This window comes from Pseudomonas jessenii, assembly GCF_002236115.1.
Classification (GTDB): domain Bacteria; phylum Pseudomonadota; class Gammaproteobacteria; order Pseudomonadales; family Pseudomonadaceae; genus Aquipseudomonas; species Aquipseudomonas jessenii.
In genome coordinates, this window is record NZ_NIWT01000005.1 from 305,450 (window position 1) to 325,574 (window position 20,125).

Consider the following 20,125-nt stretch of genomic DNA (forward strand, 5'->3'; position numbering starts at 1 on the left):
GTTGCCAGCACAGGCCTCATCGCGAGCAAGCTCGCTCCCACAGGGGATTTGCGGCGTTCACAGATCCAGTGTGGGAGCGAGCTTGCTCGCGAATGGGGCGCCGCAACTCTAGAGGGGCTTGATTGCTGCCGGATTGATCATCCGCGCCAACCCGAGGTTCTTCAGCGCCAGCTGCAACGAGCTGTGAATCACTTGCGGGTTATCGATAGTCATGAGCTCAGCCAGCAATTCCTTGGCCTTGCTCAGGTTGATCTGGCGCAGCATCCACTTCACTTTCGGCAAGTTGGTGGCGTTCATCGACAGGCTGTCGAACCCCATCGCCATCAACAGCACCGCCGCCGCCGGATCACCGGCCATTTCACCGCAGATGCTCACTGGCTTGCCTTCGGCGTGGGCATCACGCACCACGTTCTGCAGCGCCTGAAGCACTGCGGGGTGTAGGTAATCGTAAAGGTCGGCCACCCGCGGGTTGTTGCGGTCCACGGCCAGCAGGTACTGGGTCAGGTCGTTGGAACCGACCGACAGGAAATCCACTTGCCGCGCCAGTTCTTTGGTCTGGTACACCGCCGCCGGAATCTCGATCATCACGCCAATCGGCGGCATCGGCACGTCGCAGCCTTCGTCGCGTACTTCGCCCCAGGCGCGGTGGATCAGGTGCAGCGCTTCTTCCAATTCATGGGTGCCGGAGATCATCGGCAGCAGAATCCGCAAGTTGTTCAGGCCTTCGCTGGCCTTGAGCATGGCACGGGTCTGCACCAGGAAGATTTCCGGGTGGTCGAGGGTGACGCGAATGCCGCGCCAGCCGAGGAACGGGTTATCTTCCTTGATCGGGAAGTACGACAGTGACTTGTCGCCGCCGATGTCCAGGGTACGCATGGTGACGGGTTGCGGGTGGAACGCAGACAGTTGCTCGCGGTAGATCGCCAGTTGTTCCTTTTCGCTCGGGAAACGCTGGTTGATCATGAACGGCACTTCGGTGCGGTACAGGCCCACGCCTTCGGCACCACGCTTCTGCGCACGCGCCACATCCGCCAGTAGGCCGGTGTTGACCCACAGCGGCATGCGGTGGCCATCGACCGTCACGCACGGCAGATCGCGCAGCGCATCCAGCCCCAGGGCCAGTTGTTTCTCTTCCTCGACCACCTCGGCGAACTGCTTGCGCAGCACTTCACTCGGGTTGGTGTAGACCTCGCCATGGTAGCCGTCGACGATCATCTGGATGCCGTCGACCTTGGAGTATGGCAGGTCGACCAGGCCCATCACGGTCGGGATGCCCATGGCGCGGGCCAGGATCGCGACGTGGGAGTTACCGGAACCGAGTACCGACACCAGGCCGGCCAGCTTGCCTTCCGGCACCTCGCCGAGCATCGCCGGCGTCAGTTCTTCGCTGACCAGAATGGTGTTGTCGGGGTAGACCAGGGTTTGCTGGCGCTCTTCCTGCAAATAAGCCAGCAAGCGACGGCCGAGATCCTTGACGTCCGATGCTCGCTCGCGCAGGTAAGCGTCGTCCATCAATTCGAAACGGTTGACGTGATCGGTGACCACCTGGCGCAACGCACCCTGGGCCCACTGGCCGGTCTTGATCACGGTGGTCACTTCGCTGCCCAGCGCAGCATCGTCGAGCATCATCAGGTAGACGTCGAACAAGGCCCGCTCTTCCGGGCGCAACTGCGTGGCAAGCTTGGCGGACAAGGTGCGCATGTCGGCGCGCACGCCCTCGATGGCGGTCTTGAACAGCCCCAGTTCGGCGTCGATGTCGGTGATGGTCTTGTCCGGCACCACGTCCAAGTCGGCGGGCGGCAGCATGACCACCGCAGTACCGACCGCGGCACCCGGCGAGCCCGGTACGCCGACGAACTTGGCTTCCTGGATGCCCTTGCCCTGACGACCCAGGCCACGGATGGAGCCTGTGGCCTCGGCATGGGCGATAACGCCGGCCAACTGCGCGCTCATGGTCACGAGGAAGGCTTCTTCCCCTTCATCGAACTGGCGACGCTCTTTTTGCTGGATGACCAACACGCCGACGACGCGACGGTGGTGGATGATCGGCGCGCCGAGGAACGAAGCGAAACGCTCTTCACCGGTTTCGGCGAAGTAGCGATAGCGCGGGTGGTCCGCGGCGTTTTCGAGGTTCAGGGGTTCTTCACGCGTGCCGACCAGACCCACCAGACCTTCGTTGGGGGCCATGCTGACCTTGCCGATCGAGCGCTTGTTCAAGCCCTCGGTGGCCATCAGTACGAACCGGTTGGTCTCCGGATCAAGCAGGTAGACCGAGCAGACCTGGCTGCCCATGGCCTCTTTGACGCGCAACACAATAATCCCCAACGCCGCCTTGAGATCCTTGGCGGAGTTAACTTCCTGGACGATCTTGCGCAGCGTATTGAGCATGGCTCGGGGTCGAACTCCGTCGTCAGTCGCGCGCTAAAAGGCGCGGGGCAAGCTCTTTGAGAGCGCGTCGATACACCTCGCGCTTGAATGTCACCACCTGGCCCAACGGATACCAATAGCTGACCCAGCGCCAGCCATCGAATTCCGGTTTACCGGTCAAATCCATCCGCACCCGCTGCTCGTTGGAGACCAGGCGCAGGAGAAACCATTTCTGTTTCTGGCCGATGCACAGCGGTTGGCTGTGGGTACGTACCAGACGTTGCGGCAAACGATAGCGCAACCAGCCCCGGGTGCAGGCGAGAATTTCAACATCTTCGCGCTCAAGGCCTACTTCTTCGTTCAGCTCGCGGTACAAGGCGTCTTCCGGCGTCTCTTCGGGGTTGATTCCCCCCTGCGGAAACTGCCAGGCATCTTGATTGATTCGGCGAGCCCATAGCACCTGGCCGGCGTCATTCGTCAGAATGATCCCGACATTGGGGCGAAAACCATCGGGGTCGATCACGGCAACAACCTCGCAAACGCATGTCGCCGCATTGTTCCACAAAGGTTGTGAAGGCGGCAACGAAGGTTCCTACCTTATGTGCACTCTTGTGAAAAGACCGTATTCTTGTCGCCTTTTTACTGACTTTTCAGCGGGTAACTGCAATGCGCCTGGCTTTATTCGATTTGGACAACACCCTTCTGGGCGGTGACAGCGATCACGCTTGGGGCGATTACCTGTGCGAACGCGGCTTTCTCGACGCCGTCGCCTACAAGACTCGCAACGATGCGTTCTACCAGGATTACCTGGCCGGCAAACTGGATAACGCTGCTTACCTGAACTTCTGCCTGGAGGTACTCGGCCGCACCGAAATGGCCACGCTGGATCAGTGGCACAGCGATTACATGCGCGATTGCATCGAACCGATCGTGCTGCCCAAGGGACTTGAACTGCTGAAGAAGCACCGCGATGCCGGCGACAAACTGGTGATCATCACGGCGACCAACCGCTTCGTCACAGGCCCCATTGCCGAGCGCTTGGGGGTCGAAACCCTGATCGCCACAGAATGCGAAATGGTCGATGGCCGCTACACCGGGCGCAGCACCGACGTGCCGTGCTTCCGCGAGGGCAAGGTTACGCGCTTGAATCGCTGGCTGGAGGAAACCGGGTTTACGCTGGAAGACAGCTACTTCTATAGCGATTCGATGAATGATTTTCCGTTGCTGGAGCAGGTGACCCATCCGGTGGCGGTCGATCCGGATCCGAACCTGCGGGCCGAGGCCGAGAAGCGTGGCTGGCCGGTGATCAGCCTGCGCGGCTGATATCGCCTTACTGTAGGAGCGAGCTTGCTCGCGATGGTCGTTAACGATAACGCGGGGCACCTGATGCCCCGCGGCGATCTTGAGTTTTTCGCGAGCAAGCTCGCTCCTACACAGGCTTGGCCCCCATCAACCCGGCAATGGCGACAAAGCAGACAAAGCTGAACAACGCCAAGGCAAAGGTGAATTTCCCCACGCCACCCGGTGTCTTGCGCAGTTTGTTGAGCCGCACCAGCAGCCAGAACCACGCCAGTGCCGCCACGGTGTACAGCACGCTGGAGGCCAGCAACCAGGTCTGCCCCAGCGGCCAGCCCACCAGGTGCACCATCCACCAGCCGGTAAACGGCATGCTCAGCAGTGCCAGGCCCATCAGCAGCCAGACAAACACCCTTGGCCGCTGCAAGGTGCGACTACCCGCCGTCGCGTCACCCTTGCGCCGCGCCAGCAAAATCCAGACTCCCAGCCCCAGCGCACAAGCCAGCAGTACAACTGTCGCCACCATGTGCGCCGCTTTCAGAGCAGTTAACGTTTCCATTGTCAGATTTCCTTATTGCCTTGCCCGTCAGCGTAGCCGTTCAGCCAAGAAACAGCTGATAGGCCGGGTTGTCGCTTTCGTCCCAGTACGGGTAACCGATTTCTTCCAGCGCCGCCGGCACCAGGTGGCGCTCGTCGTGGGGCACCTGCAGGCCCGCGACGACCCGGCCATCCGCCGCGCCATGGTTGCGGTAGTGGAACATTGAGATGTTCCAACGCCCGCCCAGCTTGTTGAGGAAGTTGAACAGCGCCCCCGGACGCTCCGGGAATTCGAAACGCAGGATCACTTCATCGACCACATGCGCCGCACGCCCGCCGACCATGTGACGGATGTGCAGCTTGGCCAGTTCGTTGTCGGTCAGGTCCAGCACCGGGAAACCCTGCTCGCTCAGGCTGGCGATCAGCGCGCTGCGCGGGTCGTTTTCCGGATGGGTCTGCACGCCGACAAAGATGTGCGCTTCGCTGCCGGTGTTGTAGCGGTAGTTGAATTCGGTGATCTGGCGCTTGCCGATGGCCTCGCAGAACGCCTTGAAGCTGCCCGGTTTCTCGGGAATGGTCACGGCGATGATCGCTTCGCGGCCCTCGCCCAGCTCCGCACGCTCGGCGACGTGGCGCAGGCGATCGAAGTTGACGTTGGCCCCGGAGTCGATGGCCACGAAGGTCTGGCCGCTGACGCCGCGCTGCTCGACATACTTCTTGATCCCGGCCACGCCCAAGGCGCCGGCAGGTTCGGTGATCGAGCGGGTATCGTCGTAGATATCCTTGATGGCGGCGCAGATTTCATCGGTGCTGACGGTGATCACTTCGTCGACATGGTCTTTGCAGATGTCAAAGGTGTGCTGACCGATCTGGGCCACCGCAACACCGTCGGCGAAGAGGCCTACGGTCGGCAGTACCACGCGCTCGCCGGCCGCCATGGCCGCTTGCAGGCAATTGGAGTCATCCGGTTCGACGCCGATGATCTTGATGTCCGGGCGCAGGTACTTCACGTACGCCGCGATGCCGGCGATCAGGCCGCCGCCACCCACCGGGACGAAAATCGCATCCAATGGCTGCGGGTGCTGGCGCAGAATCTCCATCGCCACGGTGCCCTGCCCGGCAATGGTGTGGGGATCGTCGTACGGGTGAATGTAGACGTAGCCTTTTTCGTCGACCAGTTTCAGCGAGTAGGCCAGGGCTTCCGGGAACGAGTCGCCGTGCAGCACCACTTTGCCGCCACGGGAGCGCACGCCTTCGACCTTGATCTCCGGGGTGGTCTTGGGCATGACGATGGTCGCTTTCACACCCAGCACCTTCGCCGCCAGGGCCAGGCCTTGTGCATGGTTGCCCGCCGACGCGGTGACCACGCCGCGAGCGCGTTCTTCGTCGCTCAACTGGGTCAACTTGTTGTAGGCGCCGCGAATCTTGAACGAGAACACCGGCTGCAAGTCTTCGCGCTTGAGCCAAATGCTGTTGCCCAGCCGCTCGGAGAGCTGGCGGGCAGACTGCAACGGAGTTTCTACGGCAACGTCATAAACGCGCGAGGTGAGGATCTTTTTGACGTACTGTTCAAGCATCGGAAAGCATCACTGAGCGGGTTGGGCAGGACCAAGGAGTCTAACCCGGCTTTCAGGCGTGCGACCACCCTGTAGGAGCGAGCCTGCTCGCGAAAAACTCGAGGGCGCCACGGGCCGTCCGGTTTTACGCGTTATCGTTCACGACCATCGCGAGCAGGCTCGCTCCTACAGGGAACAGTCACGACCTGCCAATCGGGCAATGACCTTCCCCGCCCCGAAGCCTATAATGCCGGCCTTTCGTCCCCTCCCAGGCACCCCGGAGCCCGCATGAACCAGGATCAACTCAAACAGGCAGTGGCTCAGGCCGCCGTCGACTTCATCCTTCCGAAACTCGACGACAAGAGCATCGTCGGGGTCGGCACCGGCTCCACCGCCAACTGCTTCATCGACGCGCTGGCCAAGCACAAGGGCGCATTCGACGGCGCCGTCGCCAGTTCCGAAGCCACCGCCGCGCGCCTCAAGGGCCACGGGATTCCGGTGTACGAACTGAACACCGTCAGCGATCTGGAGTTCTACGTCGACGGTGCCGATGAAAGTGACGAGCACCTGAACCTGATCAAGGGCGGCGGCGCTGCCCTGACCCGCGAGAAGATTGTCGCGGCCGTGGCCAAGACCTTCATCTGCATCGCCGACGCCAGCAAACTGGTGCCGGTCCTCGGTACTTTCCCGCTACCGGTGGAAGTGATCCCGATGGCCCGCAGCCACGTGGCCCGCGAACTGGTGAAGCTCGGCGGCGACCCGGTTTACCGCGAAGGCGTGCTGACCGACAACGGCAACATCATCCTCGACGTGTTCAACATGCAGATCACCAATCCGGTGGAACTGGAGACGCAGATCAATGCGATCGTCGGCGTGGTCACCAACGGTTTGTTCGCGGCACGTCCGGCGGATCTGTTGTTGCTGGGGACCAGCGAAGGCGTGAAGACCCTGCGCGCTGAGTAACCAGGACCGCCCACATTTTTGTGGGCAGATGAAAAACCTGTGGGAGCGAGCTTGCTCCCACAGTGTTTTGTGGTGTCGGTCAGAGTTGCGTGGGTTTCTTGAACACGTAGAACAGGTTCGGCTCGCTGACGATGTACAGCGTACCGTCGTCGTCCACGGCGATCCCCTCCGCTTGCGGCACGGTTTTTTGCAGGCCATGGCGTCCCTTGCTCAATGACATTGTGCTCAGCGGCCGCCCATCCACATCCAGCTCCAGAATCAATCGCGACTCATCCGACAGCGCCAGCAAATGCCCGCTGCGCTCATCGTATTGCAGGCTCGACAGATCCCGCACGAACATCCCGGCATCACGCTTGGGGTCGTTGATCACGTGCACCGAGTAGGATTCTTCAGGATTGAAGCGCGGAAAACCGTGCACCTCGTAGATCAGCATCGGGTTGCGCTCCTTGGCGACGAACAGGCGCTTGCCCACTGAATCGTAAGCCAGGCCCTCGAAGCCCTTGTTGCCGCCCATGTGAACGCCAATGGTCATCTGCTCGGCATCTGCCGCATCAACGAAAGTGGTGTCCTGCTCCAGACGAATCTTGATCAGCCGCTGCTGACTTTCGTCAGTGACCACGTAGATGTCTTCGCTGATGAACTCCACCGCCTCCGGATCGCCGAAACCGACCAGCGCCACACGACGCAAGATCCTGCCGTCGAGGGACAACTCGATCAGCTCGCTTCGTTTGTTGGTGACGGTGAACAGGCTTTTGCGTACCGGGTCGTAGGTCAGCGCTGAAACGTTGTCGGCCAGGCCATCGATCACCTGCGCTTCGGTCACGACCTGATACTGGTCCAGGCCCATGGACCGGGAACTCACCGGCTGCCACAGCGTATGCAGATTGAACCAGGTACGCTCGAACAGGCGCATGTACTGGGCGATCGCTATCAATGCGATCAGCAACATCACCGACAGAATCAGAATCAGGGATTTGGGGCGGGCAAATCGACGCATTCGGGTGGGCTCGGGGTCAAAACAGGCGGATGAAATATCACGCCCGTCTGAACTGAAGCTTAATGGCCGCTGGCCTTTTACGTACAGGCAATCAGCGCAGGCGTTGGTTACTTCTGTTTTTCAAAGCGATAAAACAGGTTCGGTTCACTCACCATGTACAGCGTGCCCGCTTCATCCATGGTCACGCCTTCGGCACGGGGAATCGTATTTTTCAGGCCGTTGAAGCCACGCAGCAGGGTGATGAAACTGACCTGCTCACCCTTCTTGTCCAGCTCCAGCAACAGGTGCGAGTCGGCGGACAACACCAGCATGTGGCCAGTCCGCGGGTCGACGGCCAAGGCAGACAAGTTGCGCATGTCCAGCGCATGGCTGGCCAGCTTCAGCTTGTCGCCGGTCAGGACCTTGCCGTCACCTTTCCAGGCAAACAATGCCGGCGGGCGCTCTTCGCCCAGCAGCAGTTGCTGATTGCTCGGGTCCCAGGTGACACCCTCGAACGCCTTGTTCTGGTCGCTGGAAGGCCCGAGGTCGTATTTCGGGAAATCGGCCATATTCAATTCGCGGGTATCGGCATCGACCTTGACGATAGAGATCAGATGCTCGCGCTCATCGACAATGGCCAGCCGGCCGTCGCCCAGCACGGTGACGCCCTCAGGGTTGCTCCAGCCCACCAGCGGCATTTTGCGCAGCACATCGCCCTGCAGGTTCAATTCGACCAGGAACGGGTTCTTGCCCATGACCGAAAACAGAGTCTTGGTCTGAGGGTCGTAGACCATGTCCGATGCTTCATCCTTCTCCATGCCCGGTAACGGCTTGGCATCGATCACCGCACGATAGTCCGGCAGCCAGATGCTCGCCTGGCGCTCGGCCGGGCTCTTGAATTGTTCCTTCACCCAGAGCACGCCCCGCGAATCCCAGTGCATGGCGAATGCAACGCCGTAGGCGACAACAGCCACCAGCAGCAGCCAGGTGTGCCAACGCAGGGCGAAGCGCGAACGGCGGACAGGTTCAAGCGTGGAAAGCGGAGAAGTGGCCATCGGGGAATGCGTTCCAGAAATTCAGGCTAGGGGTAATAGCACAGTTTGGGGCCGGCTCAGAGGCCGAAAGCCCTGAAATTATCCAGACAGGATGTGAAAAAAACGGGAAATGACAGGGTGAGCCTTTTACAGACCCTGAAAAAACCAATGTGGGAGCGAGCCTGCTCGCGATGGGGGGCGTGTCAGCCAACAAAGATATTGAATGACACACCGCTATCGCGAGCAGGCTCGCTCCCACAGGGTACAGCGGTGTTACAACTAGCGAACGCTGCTGGTGAAACTGCTGGCGCCCGGCAATTCCAGAACGATCTCGTCACCGACATTCAGCGGGCCAACGCCCACTGGCGTGCCGGTGAGGATCACGTCCCCGGCCTGCAACGAGAAGCAGCCGGCCATGTGCTGGATCATCGGCACAATCGGGTTGAGCATCGCGCTGCTGTTGCCGTCCTGGCGCACTTCACCGTTGATGGTCAGGCGGATGCCGATGTCGGTCAGGTCGGCAAACGTGCTGCCGGACACGAACGGAGCAAGTACTGCCGCACCGTCGAAGGACTTGGCGATTTCCCAGGGCAGGCCCTTGGATTTCAGCTCGGCCTGCTTGTCGCGCAGGGTCAGGTCCAGGGCTGGAGCGAAACCGGAGATGGCGTCGAGCACTTCTTCGCGGCTCGGTTTGGTCGACAACGGCTTGCCGATCAACACCGCGATTTCCGCTTCGTAGTGCACCGAACCGCGCTCGGTCGGAATGCTGAAACCACCTTCCAGCGGCACCACGCAACTGCCCGGCTTGATGAACAGCAGTGGTTCGGTCGGCACCGGATTGTCCAGTTCCTTGGCGTGTTCGGCGTAGTTACGGCCGATGCACACCACTTTCCCCAACGGGAAGTGAATGCGCGTACCGTCGACATACTGGTGCTGATAGCTCATTACCGACTCCTGCTTCGTTGGCTCTTAAAGTTCGAAAATCAAACAGCGAAAATCTTGCCCGGGTTCATGATGCCGTTCGGGTCGAACACCGCCTTGACCGCTTTCATGTACTCGATCTCGACCGGCGAGCGGCTGTAGGTCAGGTAGTCACGCTTGGTCATGCCCACGCCGTGCTCGGCGGAGATCGAACCGTTGTACTTCTCGACGGTTTCGAACACCCACTTGTTGACGGTGGCGCACTTGGCGAAGAACTCGTCCTTGCTCAGGTTATCCGGCTTGAGGATGTTCAAGTGCAGGTTGCCGTCGCCGATGTGGCCGAACCAGACGATTTCGAAATCCGGGTAGTGTTCACCGACGATCGCGTCGATTTCCTTCAGGAACGCCGGGACTTTCGACACAGTGACCGAGATGTCGTTCTTGTACGGCGTCCAGTGGGAAATGGTTTCGGAGATGTATTCGCGCAGTTTCCACAGGTTCTGCAACTGGGTTTCGCTCTGGCTCATCACGCCGTCCAGTACCCAGCCCTGCTCGACGCAGTGCTCGAAGGTTTCCAGGGCGTGGTTGGCCACTTCTTCGGTGGTCGCTTCGAATTCCAGCAGCGCGTAGAACGGGCAATCGGATTCGAACGGCACCGGCACATCGCCACGCGCCATGACTTTGGCCAGGGCTTTGTCGGAGAAGAATTCGAAGGCGGTCAGGTCAAGCTTGCTCTGGAAGGCGTGCAGCACCGGCATGATCGAGTCGAAATCGGCGGTGCCGAGGACCATGGCGGTGAGGTTTTTCGGCGCGCGGTCCAGGCGCATGGTCGCTTCGACCACGAACCCGAGGGTGCCTTCGGCGCCGATGAACAGCTGACGCATGTCGTAGCCGGTGGCGTTCTTGATCAGGTCGCGGTTCAGCTCCAGCACGTCGCCCTTGCCGGTGACCACTTTCATGCCGGCAACCCAGTTACGGGTCATGCCGTAGCGAATCACCTTGATCCCGCCGGCATTGGTGCCGATATTGCCGCCAATCTGGCTCGAACCTGCCGAAGCGAAGTCCACCGGGTAGTACAGGCCGTTTTCTTCGGCCACGTTCTGCAGGTGCTCGGTGACCACGCCCGGCTGGCAAACGGCCGTGCGGTCAGTGAGGTTCACGTCGAGGATCTGGTTCATGTAGTCGAACGACACGACCACTTCACCATTGGCCGCCACCGCTGCCGCGGAAAGACCGGTACGACCACCCGACGGCACCAGCGCCACCTTGTGTTTATTGGCCCACAGGACAATGGCCTGGACCTGCTCGGTGGTCTTGGGGAACACGATGGCGGTCGGGGCCGGGGCGAAATGCTTGGTCCAATCCTTTCCGTAAGCATTCAGGGAGTCGGCATCGGTCAGCACCTTGCCAGGCTCAACCAGGGTCTTCAGCTCTTCAATCAGGGCAGGATTGGTCATCGACAGAACTCTCGAACAATTCATGGTCATCCTGAGAACGCTTCACGTCGCAGGAATGAGTGTTTAGCGGGGTGCATATGCTAGCATAACGACCCCGCAGGATAGTGCCCAAGGGCTGTTCTGCGGTGACGGCTTTCCTGCCGTGCGGGTCAGCTCCGGGCTGCTCCCTTTCCTGCCATTTTTCTCCGGGATACAGGTTTACGCAGATGAGCAAGACTTCTCTCGATAAGAGCAAGATCAAGTTCCTTCTTCTCGAAGGCGTCCACCAATCGGCTGTCGACGTCCTCAAGGCGGCGGGCTACACCAGCATCGAGTACCTCACTGGTTCTCTGCCGGAAGCCCAGCTCAAGGAAAAGATCGCTGATGCTCACTTCATCGGCATTCGCTCCCGCACTCAACTGACCGAAGAGATCTTCGATCACGCGAAGAAGCTCGTGGCTGTAGGGTGTTTCTGCATCGGCACCAACCAGGTCGACCTGGACGCGGCCCGCGAACGCGGCATCGCGGTGTTCAACGCACCGTACTCCAACACCCGTTCCGTAGCGGAGCTGGTGCTGGCCGAAGCGATCCTGCTGCTGCGCGGCATCCCTGAGAAGAACGCTTCCTGCCACCGTGGCGGCTGGATCAAGAGCGCGGCCAACTCCTTCGAGATCCGCGGCAAGAAGCTGGGCATCGTCGGTTACGGATCGATCGGTACTCAACTGTCGGTCCTGGCGGAAGGCCTGGGCATGCAGGTGTACTTCTACGACACCATCACCAAGCTGCCACTGGGTAACGCCACTCAGGTAGGCAACCTGCACGAGCTGCTGGCGATGTCCGACATCGTTTCGCTGCACGTACCGGAAACCGCCGCCACCCAGTGGATGATGGGCGAGAAGGAAATCCGCGCCATCAAGAAAGGCGGCATCCTGATCAACGCCGCCCGCGGCACCGTGGTCGAACTGGACCACCTGGCGGCTGCCATCAAGGACAAGCACCTGATCGGCGCGGCCATCGACGTATTCCCGGTGGAGCCACGCTCCAACGACGAAGAGTTCGAAAGCCCGCTGCGTGGCCTGGACAACGTGATCCTGACCCCGCACATCGGTGGCTCCACCGCTGAAGCCCAGGCCAACATCGGCCTGGAAGTGGCGGAAAAACTGGTCAAGTACAGCGACAACGGTACGTCGGTATCGTCCGTGAACTTCCCGGAAGTGGCCCTGCCGGCTCACCCTGGCAAGCACCGCCTGCTGCACATCCACGAAAACATTCCGGGCGTGCTCAGCGAGATCAACAAAGTCTTCGCCGAAAACGGCATCAACATCTCCGGTCAGTTCCTGCAGACCAACGAGAAGGTCGGCTACGTGGTGATCGACGTCGACGCCGAGTACTCGGACCTGGCGCAAGAGAAGCTGCAACACGTCAAGGGCACCATCCGTAGCCGGGTGCTGTTCTGATCGCGACTTGAGCGACAAAAAAAGGGAGCCTTCGGGCTCCCTTTTTCATTCACGCTACAACGTTACTTGACGTTGACGGTGATCTTCTCGGAAACGATCGGCGGATCGAACGGCATGTGGTTGCTATCGCCCAGTTCAAGCTGCAAGGTGTGTTTGCCCGGCGTGAGCGTTACTTCAGCCTGGGTCTGCGCGTTGCCGAAATGCTGGTGGTTGGCATCTTTGGGAATCGGCGCACCGGCGGCTGGCAGTTCATCGACGTCAATCAGCAAGTGGTGATGACCGGTGTTCTTGGTGGTATTGCCCGCCGGTGCCAGGGCAACGTTCTCGACAGCGAACTTGACGACGACCGTCTGTGGAACCGTCGCACCATCCTTGGGAGACACGATGGACACTTCGGCGCCCTTCGGAGCCGGCGTTGCACTGGCCAGCACCGAAACACCCATCAACAGGCCAGCCAAAGCAGCACGTGACATAAAGGTTTTCATTCTCTTCTCCAGTTTTTCCGTAAAATTCGCGTGACCATGACAACTTCATGGCCATTCGTTGTCGAAGGCACTCGACAACCATAGCAAAGCGAGCCTGAATCAGAGGATCGCGATAATAAATTCAAAGGAGTGACCATGCGCTTTCTGCCTGGCCTGATCTGCCTGCTACCCCTTCTGAGCCCTTTGGCTCATGCCGAATTGATTGATGACGTCAACGACCGGGGCGAATTGCGCATTGCCGTTGAAGCCAACACTCCCCCGTTCAATTTCAAGGATGACGACAAGCTCACCGGCTTCGAAATCGAGTTGGGCCAACTGCTCGCAAGTGAACTCGATGTCCGGGCCGACTTCGTCGTCACCGACGGCAGCGATCTGCTGACCGGCGTCGAAAGCGGCAAATACGACATCGCTATCAACCACATAGCAGTGACCCCGGATCTCAAGGATCGTTTCGACTTCAGCGAACCTTACATTCAAACCAATGCGCAATTGATCGCGCAGAAAGAAGAGCCTCGCTCCATTTTGCTGGTCCAATCGCTGACGGAAGAGAAGCCCAAAACCAACCCGGCCGTGAACCTGGCGATTCCGTTTCAGAAGGGTAATCCGGCGTTCCAAGCCAGCCTGGAAAACGCATTGCAACGAATCAAGGATGACGGGCGACTGCAAGCGCTGGAACAGAAGTGGCTGGGGGCGGATGCGGGTGTGGTGCCGAAACCTTGAGCCATCGGGAAGTTGAAGTAAAAGATGAACCCTGTGGGAGCGAGCTTGCTCGCGATGGCGGCCTGACATTCAACATCAATGTTGGCTGGACAGGCCTCATCGCGAGCAAGCTCGCTCCCACAGTGCCTTGTGTCGCTCGTTAATCGAGCATTGCCAACGCCTGTGCCGCCTGCGGCAACTCCAGCTCACTGAACACCTGCACCCCGTGACGGTTGAGTAGCGCAGCCGTCACGCCCTCGCCACTGACTTTCACGCCGCTGAACGTCCCGTCATAGGTCAGCAAATTGCCGCAGGACGGGCTGTTGGCCTTGAGGACGGCGATGCGGATGCCATGCTTTTTTACCAGTTCCAGTGCCTGATACGCCCCCGACAGAAACTGCGCACTAACGTCCTCGCCCTCGGTGGTGATCACCAACGCCTGGCCATCGAGGACTTGCGTGCCCTGCCCGCCTGGAATTTCCGCCGCCGCCCGAGGTGTTGGCAATCCACCAGCCACCTCGGGGCACAACGGTATGACCCGACCCTCATCAAGCCACTGCTGAAGCTGATCGAACGGCCCACTGGCCCCGCCGTCGTAACGAACCCTGTGGCCCAACAGGCAGCGGCTGACGAGAATTTTCTGCATGATCAGAACGGCTCGTTGCCGCGCCGGCGGAACCAGCCGGTCAGCGACAGGCGATCCCGGGTTGCGGGCAGGACTTCGTGGGGAACCTCGCCGGAGAGAAACACCACCAGGCAGCCACCGACAGGTTCCACGTCGTAGACGCGATCATTGTCGAGGTACATGCGCAACTGGCCGCCGTGTTCGGGAAGCCAAGCGTCATTGAGATAAACCACCGCCGAAACCATGCGCCGGTCGTCATCGCGAAAACGGTCGACGTGCTTCAGGTAGAAGGCACCGGGCGGGTACATCGCAAAATGGCTTTCGAAATCCTCCAGGCCGAGAAACAGACCGCGATTGATCGCCTCGCGCAGGCTGTCCATCAAACTCAGATAGCTGTCGCACGCCTCGGCCTGGCCGGGGTCGATCCACTGGATATGGTCGCCACGAATCCCTTCGCGGATCTCCGATGACGGCCCACGGCCCACGGCGGCCGGAGCCAGCTGACCCTCGGCAGCACGTTTGCGACACTCGGCCGCCAGCTCTCGGGTCAAGTCCTGAGGCAGGAAAATATTCTGCTGCGACCAGCCGTGCTCGGCCAGGTCGTCGACGATTCGTAGCAGCAGCGGGTGATCAGAGGATATTTGCATGGCGCGCATAGTATTCCTGTGCCCGGAAATCCGACAGAGCCGCGCAGCGGGTTGATACGAATTCTCGACAAGCAGGGGTGCCACACGGAGAATAGTCGCCTGCTGACTGGAGTCCCTATGCGCCGTTTGCTTTTATCCCTGCTGATGTTCTGCGTTTTGCCCGCCTGGGCAGACGGCCACGATCAGTTGTACAAGGTCGCCGGCTGGCCGGAACAACGCGCGCATTTCAGCGATGCCCTCTCGGCTGCTCAGCAACGCTACCAGGGCAGCCTGCCGCCGGCGGTGTTTCAGGCACTGGTCAGCAACAGCAATCAGCGATTTTCCGCCAAGGCCGTGGACCAGCGTGCCGAAGCGCAATTGCGCAAGAACCTCGCCGACCCCAAACCCGCGCTGACGTTTTTCCAGTCGCCCCTGGGCAAGAAAATCGTCGCCGCCGAGTTGCTGGCGACCCGTCGCGACCAACTGGCAAAAAACGCCAAGGGTCTGCCAAAGATGCAGGCCAGCGACAGCCGCATGTTGATCATCGGCCATTTGGCACAAGCCCTGCCCGCTCGCGAGGCCGGTGCGGAAGTCAGTCTGGCGATTGCTGGCGTCGCCGCCGATAGCTTGAGTTCAATGATCCCGGGATTGCTCGGTGCCGGTCAGGCGCAGGGCATGCTCAACGGCCAGCGCCAGCGCCTGATGGAGCAGATCGGTAGCGACCTCAACAACACACTGCTGTATGTCTATCGCGACCTGTCGGACAACGAACTGGAAGAGTTCGCAACCTTTGCCGAATCGGCGGAAGGCCAGGCTTATTATCAAGCGGCGCTGGCGGCGATTCGGGCGGGGTTGGCGGTGGGGCAGAGCAATTCTAACCTGACCCAGTGATCTTCGGCACCTGACCGATCGCTATCGCGAGCAAGCTCGCTCCCACATTGGATCTGCGTACGCCGGCCCATTGTGGGAGCGAGCTTGCTCACGATGGGGCCGGAACAGGCACTAGGGATTGCGACCCTTGATCCGCCTGGTCAAAAACCCGAAATACTCCTGCCGCATCACCAGCGTCTCATTCGCCAGATGATGTCGTGCCTCGGGCAGCATCAGCACCTGCGGCCGATCAAACTTGCCCCGCAACACTTCCAGGTTGTACTCCCAATCCACCGTCATGTCGGCCTGCCCCTGCACGATCAGCGGCCGGCGGGTACTCATGGGGGCGGCCTCGATGCGTTTGATCCAGCGCGCCAACGCACCCACCCAGGCTGTCGGCAAGCGCAACGGCTGCAACGGATCGGCCTGCAGAAACGGCAGAAAGGCCGGGTCGTTGGAGTTCTCGCTGAAACGCCGGGCGATGGCTTTGACGAAAGGCTTGAGCAGGTAGTAACTCAGTTGCGACCAACCCCACGCCCGCGGCCGCACCAGCGGCGACAGCAAAATCACCTGGCCCTGGGCCGGGCTGCTCGCCCCCGCATTCAACACATGATCGATCACGATCGCCCCGCCGGTGCTCTGCCCGCACAAGTGCCACGGCTGCGGCAAGTCGAGGGATTGCGCCTCGCGGAACAACCCTTGCAATGCGTCCTGATACTCGGCGAAATCCTTGATGCTCGCCCGTTCGCCACTGGACAGGCCATGCCCCGGCAAGTCGCAGGCAATCACCGCAAAGCCCTGGTCCAGCGCCCACTCGATCACATGCCGATAGAGCCCGGTGTGGTCGTAGAAACCGTGGATGACAAACAGCGTCGCCTTGGCTCGCTCGGGCCACCAGAACTGGCTGACCAGCTCATAACCGTCGACCTCGAATCGCCCAAGGCCGCTGCGCACCTGACGCGAGGCAAAATCCAGCCCGTAGAATTGCTGGTAAGCCTGCGCCTGCGCCGACAACGCCTGCCCGGCAGCCAATGGCAGCAGGCTTGCACGTAGAAGATCAGGGTCGAAAGTAGCCGGCATGGACGATTCCAGAACGTGAAACGGACTTTATAGGCCTGCGATATTCATCTGTCGCGGCAAGCATGGCAAGCTAGCCACCCTTCGAGGATTGAACCGATGCGCTCGCCCCTTCGCGCCCCCCTGTTTGCCAGCCTGCTCGCCGTGGTGTGTGCTGGCGTATTGTGGGCGGCCTACGACTGGTTCCAGGGGCGTTACCTGAGGGCGTTCAGCGAGCACACCGCGATGTTTTCCGGTGATCCGCTGCGCCTTCCCGAATCCCTCGCCGGCCCTGGCGCCATCCGCCTTGTGCATTTCTGGGACCCGGCCTGCCCGTGCAATGTCGGCAATCAACAACACCTGACCGAGCTGGTCGAGCGCTACCGACCCCATGGCGTGGAATTCTATGCCGTGCAAAAACCCGGTAGCCACGGCCAATTGCCGAGCACCTTGAGCAGCCTCAAAACCATCGACATCCTGCCCGGCTCAGAGCAGATCCCCGCCAGCCCGGCCGTGGCGATCTGGGATCGCAGCGGCAAACTGGCGTACTTCGGCCCCTACAGCGAAGGCCTGACCTGCAACTCGAGCAACAGCTTTATCGAGCCGATCCTGCAAGCGCTGGATGAAGGCCGCGCAGTGAGTGCCACGCACACACTGGCCGTAGGTTGTTACTGCCCGTGGCCTGTCGATCCAACTAAATAGGGAAAGACGCGGTAATACGAATCCCTCCTACGGGCGATGCGCCAAATCGGCACCCCGTGTTACACAGTGGCATCAGGAATCACAATAACAACAAGGACTCTTATGAAACGCAGCCTGACCGCTCTCGCTCTGTTGATCGTCGTGCTGGCCTCCGGAGCCGGCTGGTACCTCTACAGCAAGCAGCCGTCACGCCAGGGCATGGTGGAACTGCAACACCTGCAAGGCTCCGTCACCGTGCGCTACGACGAACGTGGCATCCCGCACATCCGCGCCGACAACGAAACCGACCTGTACCGCGCCCTCGGCTACGTGCATGCCCAGGACCGCCTGTTCCAGATGGAAGTCCTGCGTCGCCTGGCCCGTGGCGAACTGGCTGAAGTGCTCGGGCCGAAGCTGCTCGACACCGACAAACTGATGCGCAGCCTGCGCATTCGCGAACGCGCAGAAACTTACCTGGCGAACCTCGACAAGCAGTCGCCCTCCTTCATCGCCATGCAAGCCTATCTGGACGGCATCAACCAGTATCAGGACAGCCACGTCAAACCCGTGGAGTTCGATGTGCTGGGCATTCCAAAACGCCCGTTCACGGCCCAGGACACCATCAGCATCGCCGGCTACATGGCCTACAGTTTTGCTGCGGCATTTCGTACCGAACCCTTGCTGACCTTCGTGCGCGATCAACTGGGGCCCCAATACCTGAACATCTTCGATCTCGACTGGCAGCCCAAGGGCGTGCTCAACGGGACCGGCACCACCTTGGCCAGCGCCGACTGGAAAGACCTCAACGCCCTCGCCCGCTTGAGCGAACAAGCCCTGGCTGACAACGGCCTGCCACAGTTCGAGGGCAGCAACGCCTGGGTCGTCGCGGGTAGCCGGACCCAAAGCGGCAAGCCGCTGCTGGCGGGTGATCCGCATATCCGTTTTTCCGCGCCGTCGGTGTGGTACGAAGCGCAGCTCTCGGCGCCCGGCTTCGAACTCTACGGCCACTATCAGGCCTTGATGCCGTTTGCGTCGCTGGGCATGAACCACGACTTCGGCTGGAGCATCACCATGTTCCAGAATGACGACCTCGACCTGATCGCCGAGAAGGTCAACCCGGACAACCCCAATCAGGTCTGGTATCGCGGCAAGTGGGTGGACATGACGACCAGCGAGCAGCAGATCGCAGTCAAGGGCCAGGCGCCAGTCACCCTGGTGTTGCGTCAGTCGCCCCACGGCCCGATCGTCAACGATGCCTTGGGCAGCGGCGTCGGTAAAACCCCGATTGCCATGTGGTGGGCATTTCTCGAAAGCCAGAACCCGATCCTGGAGGGTTTCTACCAGCTCAATCGCGCCGACACCCTGGCCAAGGCCCGTGGTGCCGCGGCAAAAATCCAGGCCCCGGGCCTGAACGTTGTCTGGGCCAATGCCAAGGGAGATATCGGCTGGTGGGCGGCGGCGCAATTGCCTAAACGCCCGACGGGTGTACGCCCGTGGTTCATCCTCGACGGCAGCACCGCCGAGGCGGACAAGGATGGCTTCTACCCGTTCAGCGCCAACCCTCAGGAAGAAAACCCGGCCCGGGGCTACATCGTCTCGGCCAACTTCCAGCCGGTGTCGCCAACCGGCATGGAGATTCCCGGCTACTACAACCTTGCCGATCGCGGCCAGCAACTCAATCGCCAGCTCAGCGACAAAGCGATCAAATGGGACCTGGAAAACAGCCAGAAACTGCAACTGGGCACCACTACCGCCTACGGCCCGCGCCTGTTGGCACCGCTGTTGCCGGTGTTGCGCGAAGTGGTGAGCGATCCCGCCGAACTCAAACTCGTGGAGCAACTGGCCCAGTGGAAAGGCGATTACCCGCTCGACTCGACCAGCGCCACGCTGTTCAACCAGTTCCTGTTCAACCTGACTGACGCGACGATGCGCGATGAACTGGGTAACGACTTCTTCGAAACGCTGCTCTCGACCCGGGTGATCGACGCCGCGCTCCCCCGCCTTGCCGCCAGCGCCGATTCGCCGTGGTGGGACAACCGCAGCACCCTCGGCAAGGAAACCCGTGCCGACACGGTGAAGGTCGCCTGGCAAGCCAGCCTCGCGCACCTCAAGAGCACCCTCGGCGCAGACGCCTCGCAATGGCAGTGGGGCAGCGCGCACACATTGACCCATGGCCATCCGCTCGGGCAGCAGAAGCCGCTGGACCTGTTCTTCAATGTCGGCCCCTTCGCCGCACCTGGCAGTCATGAAGTGCCGAACAACCTCTCAGCGAAAATCGGACCGGCACCCTGGCCCGTCACCTACGGCCCTTCGACCCGGCGCCTGATCGACTTCTCCGACCCGGCCCACAGCCTGACCATCAACCCGGTCGGCCAGAGCGGAGTCCTGTTCGACAGCCACTATGATGATCAGGCCGAGGCCTACGTCGAGGGGATGTACTTCCAGGCGCATCTCAATGAAGAAGAGATCACGGCCAATACCCGCAGTACGTTGAAGCTGTTGCCGGCGCGGGCTGTACCATAGATTTTTGCTGGCCGGGC

19 protein-coding genes are annotated in these 20,125 nt (G+C 60.8%); 7 read left to right on the plus strand and 12 right to left on the minus strand.

Annotation, left to right across the window (positions count from 1 at the left end):
* Window positions 1–108: 108 nt before the first annotated feature.
* Both ptsP and PSJE_RS18165 read right to left on the minus strand, forming a co-directional pair.
* Window positions 109–2,388, minus strand: coding sequence for a phosphoenolpyruvate--protein phosphotransferase (gene ptsP / locus PSJE_RS18160; RefSeq protein ID WP_090451999.1), 2,280 nt, complete (start codon window positions 2,386–2,388; stop codon window positions 109–111).
* 22 nt (window positions 2,389–2,410) lie between these two features.
* Window positions 2,411–2,890, minus strand: a complete 480-nt coding sequence (locus PSJE_RS18165; RefSeq protein ID WP_053163553.1) for an RNA pyrophosphohydrolase — start codon at window positions 2,888–2,890, stop codon at window positions 2,411–2,413.
* Between the two features lie 143 nt (window positions 2,891–3,033).
* Here PSJE_RS18165 and PSJE_RS18170 point away from each other — a divergent pair, with 143 nt between their 5' ends.
* The gene (locus PSJE_RS18170; protein WP_057712869.1) at window positions 3,034–3,690 is read left to right on the plus strand and encodes a histidinol-phosphatase; all 657 of its coding nucleotides are present in this window, start codon (window positions 3,034–3,036) and stop codon (window positions 3,688–3,690) included.
* A 106-nt stretch (window positions 3,691–3,796) separates the two neighbouring features.
* Here the strand turns inward: PSJE_RS18170 and PSJE_RS18175 are convergent, their stop codons facing one another.
* Window positions 3,797–4,222, minus strand: a complete 426-nt coding sequence (locus PSJE_RS18175; RefSeq protein ID WP_090452001.1) for a DUF2269 domain-containing protein — start codon at window positions 4,220–4,222, stop codon at window positions 3,797–3,799.
* Window positions 4,223–4,262: 40 nt separating this feature from the next.
* Window positions 4,263–5,777: a threonine ammonia-lyase, biosynthetic gene (gene ilvA, locus PSJE_RS18180; protein ID WP_057712867.1), complete on the minus strand. Its 1,515-nt coding sequence runs from the start codon at window positions 5,775–5,777 to the stop codon at window positions 4,263–4,265.
* 267 nt (window positions 5,778–6,044) lie between these two features.
* Here ilvA and rpiA point away from each other — a divergent pair, with 267 nt between their 5' ends.
* Window positions 6,045–6,719 carry a ribose-5-phosphate isomerase RpiA gene (gene rpiA, locus PSJE_RS18185; protein ID WP_046039153.1) on the plus strand — a complete coding sequence of 225 codons (675 nt, stop codon included), beginning with the start codon at window positions 6,045–6,047 and terminating at the stop codon, window positions 6,717–6,719.
* A 79-nt stretch (window positions 6,720–6,798) separates the two neighbouring features.
* Here rpiA and PSJE_RS18190 read toward each other — a convergent pair whose 3' ends face one another.
* The 4 genes from PSJE_RS18190 to PSJE_RS18205 form a co-directional block, all read right to left on the minus strand.
* Window positions 6,799–7,716, minus strand: coding sequence for an SdiA-regulated domain-containing protein (locus PSJE_RS18190; protein WP_090452003.1), 918 nt, complete (start codon window positions 7,714–7,716; stop codon window positions 6,799–6,801).
* A 107-nt stretch (window positions 7,717–7,823) separates the two neighbouring features.
* Window positions 7,824–8,750 (minus strand): SdiA-regulated domain-containing protein, encoded by a 927-nt coding sequence (locus PSJE_RS18195; RefSeq protein WP_090452005.1) that lies wholly within the window; start codon window positions 8,748–8,750, stop codon window positions 7,824–7,826.
* 258 nt (window positions 8,751–9,008) lie between these two features.
* Window positions 9,009–9,674: a fumarylacetoacetate hydrolase family protein gene (locus PSJE_RS18200; protein ID WP_056726437.1), complete on the minus strand. Its 666-nt coding sequence runs from the start codon at window positions 9,672–9,674 to the stop codon at window positions 9,009–9,011.
* A gap of 38 nt (window positions 9,675–9,712) precedes the next feature.
* The gene (locus tag PSJE_RS18205) at window positions 9,713–11,107 is read right to left on the minus strand and encodes an FAD-binding oxidoreductase (protein ID WP_090452007.1); all 1,395 of its coding nucleotides are present in this window, start codon (window positions 11,105–11,107) and stop codon (window positions 9,713–9,715) included.
* 206 nt (window positions 11,108–11,313) lie between these two features.
* Between PSJE_RS18205 and serA the strand changes: the two genes are divergently transcribed.
* Window positions 11,314–12,543, plus strand: a complete 1,230-nt coding sequence (serA, locus tag PSJE_RS18215) for a phosphoglycerate dehydrogenase (RefSeq protein ID WP_007976393.1) — start codon at window positions 11,314–11,316, stop codon at window positions 12,541–12,543.
* Window positions 12,544–12,605: 62 nt separating this feature from the next.
* Here serA and PSJE_RS18220 read toward each other — a convergent pair whose 3' ends face one another.
* Window positions 12,606–13,028 (minus strand): DUF4399 domain-containing protein, encoded by a 423-nt coding sequence (locus PSJE_RS18220; protein ID WP_057712864.1) that lies wholly within the window; start codon window positions 13,026–13,028, stop codon window positions 12,606–12,608.
* A gap of 135 nt (window positions 13,029–13,163) precedes the next feature.
* Between PSJE_RS18220 and PSJE_RS18225 the strand changes: the two genes are divergently transcribed.
* Window positions 13,164–13,748, plus strand: coding sequence for a transporter substrate-binding domain-containing protein (locus PSJE_RS18225; RefSeq protein WP_090452009.1), 585 nt, complete (start codon window positions 13,164–13,166; stop codon window positions 13,746–13,748).
* Between the two features lie 139 nt (window positions 13,749–13,887).
* Here the strand turns inward: PSJE_RS18225 and PSJE_RS18230 are convergent, their stop codons facing one another.
* Both PSJE_RS18230 and PSJE_RS18235 read right to left on the minus strand, forming a co-directional pair.
* The gene (locus tag PSJE_RS18230; RefSeq protein ID WP_090452011.1) at window positions 13,888–14,373 is read right to left on the minus strand and encodes a 2-thiouracil desulfurase family protein; all 486 of its coding nucleotides are present in this window, start codon (window positions 14,371–14,373) and stop codon (window positions 13,888–13,890) included.
* A gap of 2 nt (window positions 14,374–14,375) precedes the next feature.
* Entirely contained in the window at window positions 14,376–15,008 is a 633-nt protein-coding gene (locus PSJE_RS18235; RefSeq protein ID WP_090452013.1) for a 2OG-Fe(II) oxygenase, read from the minus strand.
* A gap of 108 nt (window positions 15,009–15,116) precedes the next feature.
* On the opposite strand from PSJE_RS18235, the gene PSJE_RS18240 reads away from it, so the two are divergent.
* Entirely contained in the window at window positions 15,117–15,869 is a 753-nt protein-coding gene (locus PSJE_RS18240) for a DUF2059 domain-containing protein (RefSeq protein ID WP_057712860.1), read from the plus strand.
* A 111-nt stretch (window positions 15,870–15,980) separates the two neighbouring features.
* Here PSJE_RS18240 and bipL read toward each other — a convergent pair whose 3' ends face one another.
* A complete protein-coding gene (gene bipL / locus PSJE_RS18245) occupies window positions 15,981–16,928 on the minus strand; it encodes a phospholipase BipL (RefSeq protein WP_090452015.1) in 948 nt (315 codons plus the stop codon).
* A gap of 96 nt (window positions 16,929–17,024) precedes the next feature.
* Here bipL and PSJE_RS18250 point away from each other — a divergent pair, with 96 nt between their 5' ends.
* Both PSJE_RS18250 and PSJE_RS18255 read left to right on the plus strand, forming a co-directional pair.
* On the plus strand, window positions 17,025–17,606 hold the full coding sequence (locus PSJE_RS18250) for a DUF6436 domain-containing protein (protein ID WP_090452017.1): 582 nt from the start codon (window positions 17,025–17,027) through the stop codon (window positions 17,604–17,606).
* A 102-nt stretch (window positions 17,607–17,708) separates the two neighbouring features.
* Window positions 17,709–20,108, plus strand: a complete 2,400-nt coding sequence (locus PSJE_RS18255; protein ID WP_090452019.1) for a penicillin acylase family protein — start codon at window positions 17,709–17,711, stop codon at window positions 20,106–20,108.
* Window positions 20,109–20,125: the final 17 nt, after the last annotated feature.

Coding starts and splice junctions, on each gene's coding strand:
- bipL (WP_090452015.1), bottom strand. CDS start 16,928: ATGCCGGCTACTTTCGACCCTGATCTTCTACGTGCAAGCCTGCTGCCA.
- PSJE_RS18235 (WP_090452013.1), bottom strand. CDS start 15,008: ATGCGCGCCATGCAAATATCCTCTGATCACCCGCTGCTGCTACGAATC.
- PSJE_RS18200 (WP_056726437.1), bottom strand. CDS start 9,674: ATGAGCTATCAGCACCAGTATGTCGACGGTACGCGCATTCACTTCCCG.
- PSJE_RS18220 (WP_057712864.1), bottom strand. CDS start 13,028: ATGAAAACCTTTATGTCACGTGCTGCTTTGGCTGGCCTGTTGATGGGT.
- PSJE_RS18225 (WP_090452009.1), top strand. CDS start 13,164: ATGCGCTTTCTGCCTGGCCTGATCTGCCTGCTACCCCTTCTGAGCCCT.
- ptsP (WP_090451999.1), bottom strand. CDS start 2,388: ATGCTCAATACGCTGCGCAAGATCGTCCAGGAAGTTAACTCCGCCAAG.
- PSJE_RS18240 (WP_057712860.1), top strand. CDS start 15,117: ATGCGCCGTTTGCTTTTATCCCTGCTGATGTTCTGCGTTTTGCCCGCC.
- serA (WP_007976393.1), top strand. CDS start 11,314: ATGAGCAAGACTTCTCTCGATAAGAGCAAGATCAAGTTCCTTCTTCTC.
- ilvA (WP_057712867.1), bottom strand. CDS start 5,777: ATGCTTGAACAGTACGTCAAAAAGATCCTCACCTCGCGCGTTTATGAC.
- PSJE_RS18255 (WP_090452019.1), top strand. CDS start 17,709: ATGAAACGCAGCCTGACCGCTCTCGCTCTGTTGATCGTCGTGCTGGCC.
- PSJE_RS18195 (WP_090452005.1), bottom strand. CDS start 8,750: ATGGCCACTTCTCCGCTTTCCACGCTTGAACCTGTCCGCCGTTCGCGC.
- PSJE_RS18175 (WP_090452001.1), bottom strand. CDS start 4,222: ATGGAAACGTTAACTGCTCTGAAAGCGGCGCACATGGTGGCGACAGTT.
- rpiA (WP_046039153.1), top strand. CDS start 6,045: ATGAACCAGGATCAACTCAAACAGGCAGTGGCTCAGGCCGCCGTCGAC.
- PSJE_RS18190 (WP_090452003.1), bottom strand. CDS start 7,716: ATGCGTCGATTTGCCCGCCCCAAATCCCTGATTCTGATTCTGTCGGTG.
- PSJE_RS18205 (WP_090452007.1), bottom strand. CDS start 11,107: ATGACCAATCCTGCCCTGATTGAAGAGCTGAAGACCCTGGTTGAGCCT.
- PSJE_RS18170 (WP_057712869.1), top strand. CDS start 3,034: ATGCGCCTGGCTTTATTCGATTTGGACAACACCCTTCTGGGCGGTGAC.
- PSJE_RS18250 (WP_090452017.1), top strand. CDS start 17,025: ATGCGCTCGCCCCTTCGCGCCCCCCTGTTTGCCAGCCTGCTCGCCGTG.
- PSJE_RS18230 (WP_090452011.1), bottom strand. CDS start 14,373: ATGCAGAAAATTCTCGTCAGCCGCTGCCTGTTGGGCCACAGGGTTCGT.